Origin of the sequence: Glutamicibacter sp. AOP38-B1-38, assembly GCF_052377485.1 — a bacterium.
Lineage (GTDB): Bacteria > Actinomycetota > Actinomycetes > Actinomycetales > Micrococcaceae > Glutamicibacter.
In genome coordinates this window covers 35,679-50,107 of sequence record NZ_JBQSWU010000029.1, presented here as the reverse complement: position 1 = coordinate 50,107, position 14,429 = coordinate 35,679, and the positions used below count along the sequence as shown (strand labels likewise).

At 63.7% G+C, this 14,429-nt stretch carries 13 protein-coding genes; 3 read left to right on the top strand and 10 right to left on the bottom strand.

What is annotated here, in order from left to right; genetic code table 11:
• Window positions 1-91: 91 nt before the first annotated feature.
• A complete protein-coding gene (locus ACT3TP_RS15575) occupies window positions 92-601 on the bottom strand; it encodes a hypothetical protein (protein WP_444620952.1) in 510 nt (169 codons plus the stop codon).
• A gap of 536 nt (window positions 602-1,137) precedes the next feature.
• On the opposite strand from ACT3TP_RS15575, the gene ACT3TP_RS15570 reads away from it, so the two are divergent.
• Window positions 1,138-1,575 (top strand): NUDIX hydrolase, encoded by a 438-nt coding sequence (locus ACT3TP_RS15570; RefSeq protein ID WP_255248361.1) that lies wholly within the window; start codon window positions 1,138-1,140, stop codon window positions 1,573-1,575.
• Between the two features lie 188 nt (window positions 1,576-1,763).
• Here the strand turns inward: ACT3TP_RS15570 and ACT3TP_RS15565 are convergent, their stop codons facing one another.
• The 7 genes from ACT3TP_RS15565 to ACT3TP_RS15535 all read right to left on the bottom strand — a co-directional run bounded on the left by ACT3TP_RS15565 (window position 1,764) and on the right by ACT3TP_RS15535 (window position 9,862).
• Window positions 1,764-2,450, bottom strand: coding sequence for an N-acetylmannosamine-6-phosphate 2-epimerase (locus tag ACT3TP_RS15565; protein WP_096284322.1), 687 nt, complete (start codon window positions 2,448-2,450; stop codon window positions 1,764-1,766).
• Between the two features lie 4 nt (window positions 2,451-2,454).
• Complete coding sequence (locus ACT3TP_RS15560; RefSeq protein WP_217990342.1) at window positions 2,455-3,399, bottom strand: ROK family protein; 945 nt, start codon at window positions 3,397-3,399, stop codon at window positions 2,455-2,457.
• A 2-nt stretch (window positions 3,400-3,401) separates the two neighbouring features.
• Window positions 3,402-4,349, bottom strand: a complete 948-nt coding sequence (locus tag ACT3TP_RS15555) for a dihydrodipicolinate synthase family protein (RefSeq protein WP_444620951.1) — start codon at window positions 4,347-4,349, stop codon at window positions 3,402-3,404.
• Window positions 4,350-4,404: 55 nt separating this feature from the next.
• Window positions 4,405-5,208, bottom strand: a complete 804-nt coding sequence (locus ACT3TP_RS15550; protein WP_444620950.1) for an ABC transporter ATP-binding protein — start codon at window positions 5,206-5,208, stop codon at window positions 4,405-4,407.
• Window positions 5,205-7,199, bottom strand: a complete 1,995-nt coding sequence (locus ACT3TP_RS15545) for a dipeptide/oligopeptide/nickel ABC transporter permease/ATP-binding protein (protein ID WP_444620949.1) — start codon at window positions 7,197-7,199, stop codon at window positions 5,205-5,207. The genes ACT3TP_RS15550 and ACT3TP_RS15545 overlap by 4 nt, the downstream gene beginning before the upstream one ends.
• Before the next feature lie 2 nt (window positions 7,200-7,201).
• Complete coding sequence (locus ACT3TP_RS15540) at window positions 7,202-8,158, bottom strand: ABC transporter permease (protein ID WP_444620948.1); 957 nt, start codon at window positions 8,156-8,158, stop codon at window positions 7,202-7,204.
• Window positions 8,159-8,245: 87 nt separating this feature from the next.
• Window positions 8,246-9,862 carry an ABC transporter substrate-binding protein gene (locus tag ACT3TP_RS15535; protein ID WP_444620947.1) on the bottom strand — a complete coding sequence of 539 codons (1,617 nt, stop codon included), beginning with the start codon at window positions 9,860-9,862 and terminating at the stop codon, window positions 8,246-8,248.
• Between the two features lie 132 nt (window positions 9,863-9,994).
• Between ACT3TP_RS15535 and ACT3TP_RS15530 the strand changes: the two genes are divergently transcribed.
• Together ACT3TP_RS15530 and pepN are read left to right on the top strand one after the other, a co-directional pair.
• Window positions 9,995-10,729: a FadR/GntR family transcriptional regulator gene (locus ACT3TP_RS15530; protein WP_096284314.1), complete on the top strand. Its 735-nt coding sequence runs from the start codon at window positions 9,995-9,997 to the stop codon at window positions 10,727-10,729.
• Between the two features lie 53 nt (window positions 10,730-10,782).
• On the top strand, window positions 10,783-13,428 hold the full coding sequence (pepN, locus tag ACT3TP_RS15525) for an aminopeptidase N (protein ID WP_444620946.1): 2,646 nt from the start codon (window positions 10,783-10,785) through the stop codon (window positions 13,426-13,428).
• A 12-nt stretch (window positions 13,429-13,440) separates the two neighbouring features.
• On the opposite strand, the gene ACT3TP_RS15520 is transcribed toward pepN, so the two are convergent.
• Together ACT3TP_RS15520 and ACT3TP_RS15515 are read right to left on the bottom strand one after the other, a co-directional pair.
• Window positions 13,441-13,575 carry a hypothetical protein gene (locus tag ACT3TP_RS15520; RefSeq protein WP_444620945.1) on the bottom strand — a complete coding sequence of 45 codons (135 nt, stop codon included), beginning with the start codon at window positions 13,573-13,575 and terminating at the stop codon, window positions 13,441-13,443.
• An 8-nt stretch (window positions 13,576-13,583) separates the two neighbouring features.
• Window positions 13,584-14,387 carry a DUF6414 family protein gene (locus tag ACT3TP_RS15515; protein ID WP_096284310.1) on the bottom strand — a complete coding sequence of 268 codons (804 nt, stop codon included), beginning with the start codon at window positions 14,385-14,387 and terminating at the stop codon, window positions 13,584-13,586.
• Window positions 14,388-14,429: the final 42 nt, after the last annotated feature.

Sequence of the window (14,429 nt, the reverse complement as noted above, 5' to 3'; positions counted from 1 at the left end):
CGCTGAAGTTGTTCTGCCCAAAGCGACAGGCACAGGTCTCTAGTCGACGGACCTTTACGCACTCTCGAGCGTGCGCGAGAACTGTGCCGAACTATGCGGTATCTAGCTCTTCAAAGCGCCCTTTGGGAAGCGCTAAGACATAAACGGTGGCAGATGCGATGAAAACGAGCACGAACGACAATAATCCGATACCAGCACTTTGGGTGTTGGAACCATTGGGTTCTTGCCCTAAGGTGCTCATGACTGAACCAAGCCCAACGCCAAGCACCGCATAGGCGAATGATTCCGTGCTCACGACGATCGATTTCTCAATCTGATACCAGTGTCCGGACACGAAGAATCCCCTCGCGGTGACTCCTCCAACGATGAATGCCACCGTGGCGATGATGCAGCAGGTCACGAACATGCGCAGTGCCGATCCGTAGCCAACTCCGTCGGGACCGACATGTATTGCCACATGGTCCGGGATCCACGGGCTGGCCACCCAATAGGCCAGCAGCGTCAAGGCGATCGACAAGGCAGGGGCGAGAATGAATAAACATCGAGTTCCAGCAGGGCACGCGATATGAGATTTGGGCGTATCCACTAGGCTTTTAGTCATTTTCATCTCCCATCGGTATCGAATAAACTTCCTACTATGATCAGCAGCAACATCTTTTAGCCTACCGGAATGAGAAAGACCATGCTAGCGCCAATGCTTATTTCATTATTTTTGACGCTGGTATTTATTGGGACTTTCTGCTGGGAACGCCAAGATCGGAAGCGAACTCATTCGAAAGAGAACAAGTTTTTTAGCAACTGGGCCTTAGTCGCATTCTGGATCGCTCTGTTCTTCACGGTCGTATTTGCACTGGACCTCTTCACAAGCCTGGCAAACTAGCTGTTCAATTAGTTGAACCATTGGTACGCTCGGCGACTGCTTGGCAATCACGAAGGGGCAGGTAATTTGGCATTTGACCAAAAATCGAAGACTTCAAAACAGACGATTATTTAACTGAAAGTCGTGCGCAGGCACTACTGACTAGAGATCTCGCAGTTTAGCCATCGCATCCGCTTTGGCTGGTCGTTCTCGTGGCCAGCTTATTAAATACTCAGAGGCAGTGATTTCACATCAACAACAGGAACGCGCTGACGCCCGTGAGCTACGTAGTCATTCGCGATAGGCATCGAGTTCTCCTGCAGCGCAGGCAGGGCTCCGGTTATCTAGACAATTACTGGTCAAATGCTGCCGCAGGTCACGTCGAAGCGGGTGAGTCGGCCATCCAAGCGGCCGTTCGTGAGGCAAAGGAGGAACTCGGGATCGAACTGGATGCCATGCAACTCAAGCCGCTAACCACTATCCACCGGCCGCAGTGCGGCAACGAAACCTCGGGTGGTCGCATCGATTTCTTCTTTGAATGCACCGCTTGGACCGGTGCGCCCCAAATCATGGAGCCGCACAAGGCGTCGGCACTTACTTGGTTCGACCTTGGACAGCTGCCTGGCAAAGTCGTTCCACACGAGCGGTACATCCTCGAACGGCTAGGCAACGGCCTTCCGGCCATAATTGCGGCCAATTCCCTCATGGCGCAGTAACTCACGATGGGCTGCAAGCGAAGGTTGGACACCTTCCAGGGGAGGTAATCGAGGAGATCTGCATCGCCAAGGTGCGCCCGAGTGGTGGGTCGGCCCGCGCCCACGGCTCCAAGCAATCCCTGAGCCACCCCGCGGCGATAGGGCTAATTCTCTGGCTGCGCGAGGTGTTTGGCCGGAAGCAGGTTCTGTTATGGGCTCAGCGCCGCGTCGAACCATCCGGTGATGCTCGCCGGGTGGGTGATCGCGGTGCCGACCACAACGCAGAATGCTCCGGCATCGAGCGCGGCACGGGCTTGGGCCGGGGTGTGGATGCGCCCTTCGGCGACCAGCGGCCGTTCGAGCCCCGCGGCGGCAATGGAGGCGAGGAGCTCCAAGTCCGGGCCCTCGGTTTTGGCCCGTTCTCCGGTGTACCCGGCCAGCGTGGTGCCGATCAGATCGGCTCCGTCCGCGGCGGCCGCCAGCGCGTCGTCGAGCGAACCGCAGTCGGCCATCACCAGCGCACCGGTTTGTTCGTGCACCGCGGTGATGGTTTGCCTCAGGGACTTGCCATCGGGACGAGCCCGGCGCGTGCCGTCCAGCGCCACGATGTGCGCTCCGGCCTGGGCCACGGCGAGGGCATGGTGGATTGTCGGGGTGATGAACACGCCCTCATGGCCATCCTTGAACAAGCCGATCACCGGCACCTCGACCGCCGAACGGGTGAATTGGATATCCGCTATTCCCTGCACGCGGACGGCGGCCGCCCCACCGATCACCGCGGAGGCGGCGACTTGCGCCATGGTCTGCGGGTTGCGCATGGGTTCGCCCGGATAGGCCTGCGCCGAGACGATCAATCGTCCGCGCAGGGCTTCTAGCTGCGGTTCGCTGAGCAACATGGTTCTAATTCCTCTCGTTGGCCGGCCAGAATAAGCTGGCCGCCCCGTAAAATGCTGCGTCGTTGCCCAGTTGGGCGGGCACGATTGCGGTGTGCGCCAGCGGGTCAATGGCCGAGGCGGCATATCCGGCACGCAGTGCCTGCCACCAAAGATCACCGGCGCCAGCCATCCCACCGGAGACGATGATCAGCTCCGGGTCCAGCACATTGCCCAGCGAGGCCAGCGCCATGCCGGCGGCCAGGGCCCCGGTATGCAGCGCACGGCGGGCGAGCTCATCGCCCTGTCCGGCGCGAGCCGTCAGCTCTCGGGTGTCCAAGACTCCTTCATCTCCGCCGAGGCGGAGATAATGCCGGTGGATTGCCGGACCGGAGGCGATGGCTTCGACATGTCCGGTGCGGCCGCAGGAGCAGGGCAGCCCGGTCGCCAGCGGCGAGTCGATGTGCCCCATATGCCCTGCGACATGGTGCGCGCCGGAGAGCAATTGGCCGTTGACCAGGTGTGCTCCGCCGATGCCGGTGCCGACCGCGAAGAGCAAGACCTGCTTCGCCGCGCGTCCGGCACCGGCGCGGGCCTCACCCAGTCCGTGGGCGTGCACGTCGTTGACCGCGCGGACCGGCAGCCCGGTGCGGGCCAGCAGTTCGGTGCGCAAATCCGTTCCGGCCCACCCGGCGATGGTATCGGTGGCGGAGGTGACCTGCGCGTTCGCCGGGTCGATGACTCCCGCCGCGCCCAGGCCGAGGCCCAGAATTTGCTCGTGCGTCTTTCCGCGCAGTTGCCCCACGAGTCCGGCCATCGCGTCGAGCACCGCCAGCGCTCCAGCGCTCGCTGGGGTAGGCACCTGCCCGGTGGCGATGATCTGCCGGCGGGAATCCAGCACGGCGCCGGCGATTTTGGTGCCGCCCACATCCAGGGCGAGCACCGCGCCGGCGCCGAAGCGGTGTTCGCTCATGCCTAGCTGGCCGCCGCGGTGAGCAGTCCGGTTTCGTTCAGGATGGTGCGGATGGCGGTGGCCTCCTGCGCGTTCAGCGCTTCCATCGGCACGCTCATGGTGTTCGCCGCGATCACGCCGAGCTCGACCAGCGCGGTCTTGAAGGCGCCCAAGCCTGCGGCTCCGCCGGAGACACGGGCCGAATCCGGGGTGTAGACGATGTTGAACAGGGAGGAAAGGCGGTCCTGTTCGGCGGCGGCTGCGGCCCAATCGCCGGCCACTGCCAAGTCGAACAGGCGGCGGTAGCCGGCCGGGTCCACGTTGCCCAGACCCGGCACGACGCCGTGCGCGCCGCCGAGCAGCGCGCCGTCCACGACGACCTCGTGGCCGGTGAAGACCGAGAAGCCTTCGATCTCGCGGGTGGCCAGCAGCAGCTGGCGGAAGGACACGTCGTCTCCCGAGGAATCCTTCACGCCCACGATGACTCCATCGTTGGCCAGGCGGATTGCCACGTCCAGCGGCAGCTTGTGGTGGGTGCGCACCGGCACGTCATAGGCGAAGATGTCCACATTCAGCGCGGACTTGATCGCGCGGAAGTGCGCCTCGATTTCCGCGGCGTTGCTCAACGCGTAGAAGGGGGTGGTGACCACCAGCGCGTCGGCACCGAGGGCCAGCAACCGCGCCCCTTCCTCGATGGTGCGCACGGTGGTCTGCTCGCTGGCGCCGGCCAGGATCGGCACGCGTCCGGAGTTGGCGGCCACGATGGCGCGCATCACCTGCTCGCGTTCGGCGTTGGACAGGTAGGGCACCTCGCCCGAGGAACCGAGCACGAACAGCCCGGAGACTCCCCCGGCGATCAGGTGCTCGACCACGCGCTGCAGGGATGGGATGTCGAGCTGGCCGTCGGCCGAGCGCGGGGTGACTACCGGTGGGATGACGCCGCTGTACTTCGGGTTATTAACAAATGCCACGTAACTGATCCTTCTGCTTGGGGCCCAATTCTTCGGGCCCTGAAATTGTGGGTGCCTAGAACTGGAGCAGCGAGGGAGCTGCGCCCAGCAGGGTGCGGGTGTATTCGTTGGTCGGCGCGTCGAAAACCTGTGCGGCGGTGCCTTCCTCGACCAGCTCGCCGGAGTTCATCACGCAGATGCGGTCCGAAACGTAGCGCACGGTCTGAATGTCGTGGGAGATGAACACCATGCCGAGGTTCAGCTGCGCCTTCAGGTCGGTGAGCAGGTTGAGCACCTGGGCGCGCACCGAGACGTCCAGCGCGCTGGTGGGCTCGTCCGCGACGATCACTTCCGGCTCCAGGGCCAGTGCCCGGGCGATGGCCACGCGCTGGCGCTGCCCGCCGGAGACCTGGCTGGGCAGGGCGGTGGCGGCCGAGGCCGGCAGGCCGACCACGGAGAGCAGCTCCAGTGCGCGGGCGGTGCGCGAGGCGGCGTTGCCGATGCCGTGCACGCGCAACGGGTCGGTGAGTGTGTCCATAATGCTCATGCGCGGGTTCAGCGCGGTGGCCGGGTCTTGGAAGACCACTCCGACGGCCCGGCCGAAGGCCTTGCGCCCGGCGGCGTTGCGTTTGCCCACCGGCTTTCCGGCGAAGAGCACCTGCCCGCTGGTGGGTTCCTGCAGGCCGACCAGCACCGAGGCGAGGGTTGACTTGCCGCAGCCCGATTCGCCGACGATGCCCACCGTTTCGCCGCGGGCCACGGAGAAGTCCACCCCGTTGACCGCCTTGATCAGCCGCGGGGAGAACAGCTTGCCGCCGCGGATCTTGTGGTGCACGTGGATGCCGCGCAGCTCGATCACTGCCGTGTTGTCGGTGCTCATCGGTTGACTCCTGCGTTCTCGTGGCTGGCCCAGCGGTGCTCGGGATTCCCGGTGACCGGCACGAAGCTGGTGGCTTGGTGCGGGTCCGTGTCCGGGCGCTGGCTGCGTTCGGCGAAGCGGTCTCCGGGCACGAAGTCATACGGGCTGGGCACGGTGCCCGGAATCTGGTGCAGGCGCTCGGCCTGCGATTCGATGGAGAGCACCGCGCCGAGCAGGCCGCGGGTGTATTCGTGCTGCGGATTGGCCAGCACCGAGCGGATCGGGCCGGCCTCGATGACCTGCCCGGCGTACATCACGGTGACCCGGTGGGCCAGCGAGGCCACCAGCGCCAGGTCGTGGCTGACGAAGACCATCGCGAAGCCCAGCTGCTCGCGCAGCTCGTTGAGCAGGTCCACCACCTGCTTCTGCACGGTGACGTCCAGTGCGGTGGTCGGCTCGTCGCAGACCACCAGCTTCGGGCGGCGCGAGAGGGCCATGGCGATCAGCACGCGTTGGCGCTGCCCGCCGGAGAGCTCATGCGGGTAGGAGCGCATGGTGCGCCGCGGATCCAGTTTCACCAGCGCCAGCAGTTCTTCGGGGCTCTTGCGCCCGCCGCGGCGGGTGAGCTGGCGCAGCTGCTCGCCGATGAGCATCGAGGGGTTCAGGCTGGAGAGCGCGTCCTGGTAGACCATCGCGATCGATTCTCCGCGCAATCCCTTGTAGACCTTGTCGTCCCCGGCCAGGGTGCCTCCGTCGGCGGTGGCCGGCAGCAGTTCCTTGCCTTCGAAGGTGATCGATCCGGACAGCTGCGCGCCGGGGCCGAGCAGGCCCATGATCGCCAGCGAGGTGATCGACTTGCCGCAGCCGGACTCGCCGACCAGCGCCATGGTTTCCCCTTCGCGCACGGTGAAGGACACGTCCTGCACGATCTGCGTATCCCCGTAGCGGTCCGGGAAGCGGATCGAGAGGTTCTTGACCTCCAGGATGGTGCGCGGATCCGCCTCATCCAAGACGAGCCGGTCTGTGCGCTGGGATTCGGTGCGCGCCAGCAGGTCCAGTTCGCGGCGAAGCCGTTCGTGGGCGTGCTCGTCGGTGGCAGCCTTGGCCACGGCCGAGCGCTCTGCGCTCTTCGCGCGCGGCTTGCCCGCGCCCTTCACGTTGACCAGCGCGTCGGTCATGCCCTCGGCGAGGATATTCAGCGCCAGCACGGTGAGCAGGATGGTCAAGCCGGCGAAGGTGGTGGCCCACCAGGCGCCGTTGAGCACCAGGGTGCGTCCATAGGAGATCACATTGCCCCAGCTCGGGGCCGGGTCCTGGATGCCCGCACCGAGGAAGGAGAGCGAGGCTTCGAGAATGATCGCGTCGGCGACCATCACGGTGGCGAAGACCATCACCGGGGCGGCGCAGTTGCGCAGCACATGGGTGCCGAGGATGAAGAAGCGTCCGGCGCCGATCACGCGTTCGGCGCGCACATAGTCTTCGCCCCATTGGGCCAGCACATTGGCGCGGACCACGCGGGCGATCTGCGGGGTGTAGATGATCGCGATCGACAGGATGATCACCGGCAGCGAGTTGCCCAGCGAGGCCAGCAGCGCGGCGGCCAGGGCGATGCCCGGGAAGGCCATCAGCATGTCCATAATGCGCATGATCGTCTCGTTGGCCCACTTGCTGCTGGTGGCGGCGAGGGCGCCGAGCAGTCCGCCGAGCACCAGCGCCAGCGCCACCGAGCCAAGGCCCACCAGCAGCGAGGCCTGCGCACCGTGCAGCAGCCGGGAGAGGATATCGCGCCCGAGGCGGTCGGTGCCGAAAAGATGCTCGGCCCCCGGAGCTTGGGCCGGGGTGCCGGTGGACAGTGGATCGTGCGGGGAGAGCACCGGGGCCAGCAGCGCGAGCAGGCCCACGAAGACCAGGAAGGCCAAGGAGATCTTGGAGCCCAGGGTCAGCGCGCGGAAGCGGCTGCCGCCTTCACTGAGGCGTTGCACCAGATTGTTGCGTGGGGCCATGATGGTCATCGCTACACCGTCCTAATACGTGGGTTGATCAGCAGGTACAACAAGTCGACGGCGATGTTCACGAGCACGAAGGTCATCGCGATGGTCAGCACCACGCCCTGAACCAGGTTCGTGTCCTGATTGGTGATGCCGTTCATGATCAGCTGTCCCATGCCGGGCAGCGAGAAGATCATCTCGATGACCACCGCGCCGCCGAGCAGGTAGCCGATGCGCAGGCCCAGCACGGTCACCGGGGTGACCAGTGCGTTGCGCAGAACATTGCGGCTGACCACCTCATTGCGGGGCACGCCGTTGCCGATGGCGGTGCGCACGTAGTCGCGGTCCAGCTCCTCGACCATGGAGGTGCGCACCACGCGGGTCAGCGAGGCGGAGACCGGAATGGCCAGGGCCAGGGCGGGCAGGGCCATATGGCTCAGCCAGGTGCCGAATCCTCCGCCTGCCGGGGCGGCGCCGCCGGAAGGGAAGAGCGGATTCGCGCCCAGGGCGAACCACTGGATGAGCAGGATGCCCAGCCAGAAGGAGGGGGTGGCGATCGCGGCGATGGAGAAGATGCGCACCAGCTGGTCCGGCCACTTGTCGCGGTAGAGCGCGCCGAGCACGCCGAAGACCAGGGAGATCACCACGGCGATGACCACCCCGAGGAAGGTCAGCTGCAAGGTCAGCGGGAAGGCGCCTTGGATCATGGTGCTCACCGACTGGGCCGGAGGGGTGGTGCTGCCGAAGTCCAGCCGGATCAGCCGGGCGAGGAAGGCGAAGTACTGGATGAAGATCGGGTCATTGAGCCCGCGTTCTTCCCGGTAGGCTTCCTTGGCGGCCGCCGAGGCACCTTCGCCCAGGGCACTGGTTGCCTCGTCGCCGGGGGCGAGTTTGAGGATGATGAAGACCAGCAGCGAGATGCCCAGGATCATCACGGGCAGCGCCGCGAGGCGGCGTAGCAGCAGGTTGAGGAAATTTCCCACGCAAGGACTCCGTTGGGTTGGGAAGTGGATGTGGCTCTTCTTCGGCCGGGTGCCGCCGCGAAGGCGGCACCCGGCCGGGCGGTGCGGTTAGGCCTTGGGCGCTACTCCGACGAAGGACACTCCGGTGGTCGGCAGCGGCGCGAAGCCCTCGACCGCATCGGGGTTCCAGGCGGTGGGCAGCTGGCGGTGCAGCACCGGGTAGAGCGGCACTTCGGCGGCGATCAGGTTGATGGCCTGGCCCCACGCTTCCTTGGCCTTGGCCGCATCTTCGGCCTTGACCGCCTGGTCCAGCAGCTTCTGCAGGTCCTTGTACTCCTGGGTTCCGTTCCAGCGGAAGCGGGATTTAGGCCAGACATCTCCGCGGTAGAACCAGGACAGCAGCAGGTCCAGGTCGTTGCCGAAGACCGATGGGTCGCCGGGGGCGGCGACCACGGTAAACTTTCCGGAGTCCACATTGTCGGCGTACAGGGCACCGGACTGCAGGTTCTGCATGGTCACCGAGACGCCCGGGATCTTATTCCAGGATTCGAGGATCAGCGGGGCGATGTCCTTCACCCAGGAGGTGTCGGTGGTCTTCAGCTCGAAACTCAGGTTGCCCACTCCGGCTTCCTTCAGCAGCGCTTCGGCCTTGGCCGGATCGTAGTTGTAGACGGTGTCGGCCTTGAGGTACTCCGGGTGGGTGTCCTGCACATAGGAGGTCGCGGCCTTGGCGTTGCCCAGCAATGCGGTCTGGATGATGGATTCGGTGTCCAGCCCGTAGTGCAGCGCCTGGCGGACCTTGGCATCGTCGAATGGTTTCTCGGCGCAGTTGAACATCAAGAAGAGCAGCCCGAAGGACTGCACCGATTCCACGGTGACCTTCGCCTTGAGCCGTTCCATATCCAGGTAGGGCACGTCTTCGATGGCCTGGACGCGGCCCGATTCCATGGCGGTCACGCGAGCGGCCGCATCGGAGAGCAGGAACCAGGTCATCTTTTCGGCCGTGGCCGTCTGGCTGCCGTTGTAGCCGGTGTGCTTGGCGAATTCGATCTTGTCGTCCTTGGTGGCGGAGACGAACTTGTAGGGGCCGGAGCCGATCGGGGTGGCGTCGAAGGCCAGCTGGTCCTTGGAGGCGATGGCCTTCGGGACAACCTTGACCACCGAGATCCGGGTGGGGAACAGCGGGAAGGCGTAGTTCAGGGTGAAGGAAACGGTGTTCTCATCCTTGGCCTTGACCGACTTGATGAACGGGATGAACTGCGCGAACAGCGAGGCGTTCTTGGCATCCAGCACGCGTTCGAAGGAGTACACCACATCCTCGACGGTAACCGGCTTGTCATCGTGGAAGGTTGCGTCCTGGCGCAGGGCGACTTCCCAGGTGGTGTCGTCAACCTGGACCGGCTGCGCGGCGGCCAGCGCCAGATACGGTTCGCGGGTGGCCGGGTGCAGGTCGACCAGGCCCTCGAAAATGTGCATGTTCGCCGCGTAGGGCGTGGCCCCCGAGGAGGTCATCGGGTCAAAGCCGGTGGACAGAGCGTAGGAAATGCCGGCGGTGAGCAGGCCTGCGGTGGCAGCTGACCCGGATCCGGCGGACCCTTCGGTGCTGCTGCCCGATGAGCACGCGGCAAGGCTGGCGGAGAATGCCGCGGCCGCGCCGACCATGCCGGTAATCTTCAAAAAGTCTCGACGAGCATAGGGCTTGTTTGCCACTTCATTAAGTGCCATCGATGCCACCTCCAAGGAAATAATGTCAGTTCATCGGACGTAGGATGTCCGATCTATAGCCTAGACTGTAATGGTAATCACTAGCGGTGGTCAACTAGCTCACAGCCGCGAATTGGAAAATTGGAGAAGTTCATGACGATTAATGGGCCACGCCGCACCGATGCAAAGTCACGCCTGCGGGCGCTGACCTCCGATATCACCGCGTTGATCCTGGAACGGAACTTGCTTCCCGGAGACCCGTTGCCTACCGAACAGGACTTGATGGCCGAACTGGGCGTGGGGCGCAATTCGCTGCGCGAAGCGGTGAAGGTGCTCCAAGCGCTGGGCATCATCGACACCCGGCACGGATTCGGCATGTTCGTCGCCGAGAATACGCTCAGCGCGCTGCACGATTCGCTCTCCTTCCGCGGACAGATGTCGCTGCGCCACCGCGGCCACGAGGCCGGCGAGCTGGTGGATGTGCGCCAGGCCCTGGAGACCGGATTGATCGGCCAGGCCATCGGCGCGGTGACCGAGGAGCATCTGCTTGCGCTGGAAGCCGCCGTGGTGCGCATGGAGCATTCGGCGGTTGAAGGCGACATGTTCACCGACGCGGACCGCGACTTCCATCGGATCCTCTTCGAGCCGCTGAACAACACCCTGCTCAGCAATCTGCTCGGCGTGTTCTGGGAGGTCTACCATTCGATCCACGACGTGATCGGCCAGGCCGAGCCGGACAAGCCGACGCTGCTGGAGACCGCGGCGGCCCACCGCGCGATTCTCGAGGCGGTTCGCGCCAAGGACATCGAGCAGGCACGCCTGCTGCTGGCCGAGCATTTCCAGGGAATCCGCCAACTGCTAGCCCGAATGCACGCCGCGGCAGAATAACTGCCACCCCTCGGGGCATTATCAAACATTTATTTCACAGCTAAGCTGTAAGGGTGGACACATTAGAACGCTATGCACCCAATGAGAACCTGCGACGCGACGAGGCAGCTTGGCGCGCCGCCAACATCGGCTGGCACTTCGCAGAAGTCGAGCTTGATCTGCGCAACGCCACCGACGCGGCGGAGACCTCCTTCGCCGCGGTGACGACGCTGAATTTCTCGGCGGCCTCCCCCGAAACCTTCATCGACTACATACACGAGTCGATCCAGAGCATTGTGCTCAACGGGTCCGAAATCCCGGTGGCCGATGCGGTGCTCGACGCGCGCATCTATCTGCGCGGATTGCGCACCGACGCTCCGAACACCGTGCGGATCACCGGACGCTCGAGCTATTCCCGCTCCGGCGAGGGCCTGCACCGCTTCGTGGATCCGCAAGACGGGCAGACCTATCTCTACACGCAGTTCGAGCCCTCCGAGGCGCGCCGCGTCTTCGCCTGCTTCGAACAGCCGGATCTGAAGACCAGCTACCGCTTCACCCTCACCGGCCCGGAAGGCTGGCATCTGGCCAGCAACCAGCAGGTCCTCGACGAGGTCAGCAATGGCGACGGCAGCAAAACCGTATCCTGCGCGCCGACCGCTCCGATCTCCAGCTACATCACCGCGGTGCTCGCCGGCCCCTACCATGTGGTGCGCGGAACGCACCTGCAGAAACTGGCCGACGGCGAAGAGCTGAGCATCGAGATGGCGGCCACCTGCCGCGCCTCGCTGGCCGAGCACTTCGACGGCGAAGAGATCCTGAAGCTGACCAGCCAGGGCCTGGAGTACTTCCACGAACTATTCGACTTCCCCTACCCCTGGGGCAAATACGATTCGGCCTTCGTCCCCGAATACAATCTGGGCGCCATGGAAAACCCCGGACTGGTGACCTTCACCGAACGCTATGTCTTCACCTCGCAGGCCACCGAGGCCCAGCATGAGCAGCGCGCCAACACCCTGATGCATGAGATGGCGCACATGTGGTTCGGCGACCTGGTCACCATGAAGTGGTGGGATGATCTGTGGCTGAAGGAATCCTTCGCGGACTACATCGGCACCCTGGCCAATGACGAGGCCACCGACTTCACCACCGCCTGGACCACCTTCGCCGCCCGCCGCAAGGCCTGGGCCTATGTGGCGGACCAGATGCCGACCACCCACCCGATCGTGGCGGATATTCCGGATCTGCTGGCCGCGGACCAGAACTTCGACGGCATCACCTACGCCAAGGGCGCCTCGGTGCTCAAGCAGCTGGCCGCCTTCGTCGGAGCCGAGGCCTTCCGCGATGCGGCGCGCGCCTACTTCCGGCAGCACGCGTACGCCAATACCTCGCTGGAAGACTTCCTGCAGGCCCTGGAAAAGGCCAGCGGGCGCGATATGCGCGGTTGGGCCGATGCCTGGCTGAAGACCAGCGGGGTGCCGAAGCTCGCGGTGCACTATACGGTGAACGAATCGGGCCTGATCACCGCGGCGCAATTGGAGCAGCGCGGGATCGATCCGATCAGCGGCGAGCAGATCATCCGCCCCCACGTGCTGAGCGTGGCCGCCTACACGCTGCGCGCCGGCATCCTGGAGCGCACCGAATCCCAGCGCGTGGAACTGCTCGGCGCCAGCGTCGAGCTGGATTTCCTGATCGGCCAGCGCGCCCCGGACCTGCTGCTGCCCAACGACGGTGATGAAACCTATGCGCTGATCGAATTCGATGAGCGCTCGCTGCAGACCCTGCTGGAGCATCTGGGCGCGCTGCGCGATTCCTTGCCGCGCGCCACCTGCTGGGCCTCGCTCTGGGACGCGGTCCGCCAGGGGAAACTCGATGGGCAAAGCTATGTGGCGGCTATTCTGGAGCACGCGAACACCATCGAAGACTCCGGAGTGTTCTCGGTGCTGCTGGACCAGCTGGCCACCTCGATCGCCAAATATGTCGCCCCGGAACTTCGCGCGGCACTGCGCGAGCAGGCGGCTCAGGTGCTCACCGGCTGGCTCGCCGATTTCGCCTCCGGCAGCGACCAGCAAACCACCACCGCGCGCATGCTCGCCCGTCTGGCGCGCTCCGGAGTGGCGCCGGAGATCATCGACGCATTCCTCGCCGAGGAACCGAATCCCTACCGGGTCACCGTCGATGAGCAGCTGCGCTGGGCCAGCTATATTGCCCTCGCGGCCTCCGGCCGGATGGACTCCGCCGCTCAGGCGCGGATGCATGAGGCGGCGAAGGCCAACCCGACCAGCGTCGCGCAGAATTCCGTGCGCACCGCGCTGGCCGCCCGCCCGGATGCCGCGGTCAAGGAAGCCGCCTTCGACACGGTGCTGATGGGCCACGATGACAACGGCCCGCTGTCCAATGACGCGCTCTCGGCGATCGCCCAGGGGTTCGCCATGGGATCTCCCAGCCTCCTGGCCGACTGCCAACGGCGCTACTGGGCAGCCATCCTGCCGGTCTTCGAAACGATGAGCATGGAATTCGCCACGCGCGTGATCGAGGGGCTCTATCCGGGCATCCAGGATCTGACCGGAGACCCGGCGCAGAACCCGACGCTGCTTGCGGCCGACGCCTGGCTAGAGGCCAATCAGACCGCGCCGGCGGCCCTGCAGCGCATCCTGGTCGAAGAACGTGCGGAGCTCCAGCGCAGCCTGCAGGCGCAGTCCTTCAGCCGGATCAGCCGCTAGGCTGCCCCGGCGCTAGGGAACGCGAGCCGTCCAGGCCTTGGTGTCGAATTTCGATTCGGCCAGGTCCTGGGCGGCTTTTCGCGTCTGCTCATCGAGCTGCGCCCGGGTGGCGCCGGTGCGCTTAAACATCGATTTAAGATGAATCACTCGGGCACTTATCGATAGATAGCTAGGATATCCAATGTAGCCGCAGGACCAGATAAATATTGGCTTTCCTGGCCTTCTTGCGGTTTGGTACGTTCCATCGCGCGTCGCTTTTCGCGCGAAACAAGATTCATTCCAGGGAATGATACATACGGCTTAAACTGGCCTTCTCCGAGAATCTTCGAAATCTTTCCGACTATGATCGCCCGATCATCAAAATCATCTACATCCGCATGTATACAATCGCTCTTGATTTTTCCAGAGACTTTCCAGTCGGTTTCAGAATCGTCGCCGACAATTATAAGATTTGACCCCATTGAGTTGACGATACTTTGAACGCCGGATAGTTCTTTCTGTCCCGGAATACCTCCAAAGTCAAAATTGAAACTTTCAGCCAATGGTCGAATCGCTTCTATTGTTGAAATTGCAGCTGCCAATTCGCCTCCCGACGAGAGCACATTGCTTATCTCTGGAATGTAAACATCGCATTCCCAGGAAACCATTGCTCCAACTGCTACCTGTGTAAAGTCTGACGTTGGATCCATAACTTCCAGCCAAGTAGAAACATCATTTTGATCCTCCACAATTTGGACAAGTCGTTCAAATTTCGATTCTGCAGTGTCCGAAAGCGTCAGTGAAACTTCGTTACCAGAATTCCTTTCGTGTTCTACACCTAATTGCTTGATTCCCGCTCTGCCTTGCGTAGCTTTGCCATCTTTTTGGCGGACAACATGTTCTACAGTGCGGCCACCCTCATATGCGCTTAAGTACTGATCCAACGCAGTTTCATCGAGGTATAAAAATCGCTTTAACATAATTCGGATGCTACGCGACAATACCGACGTTATAGTTCGTCC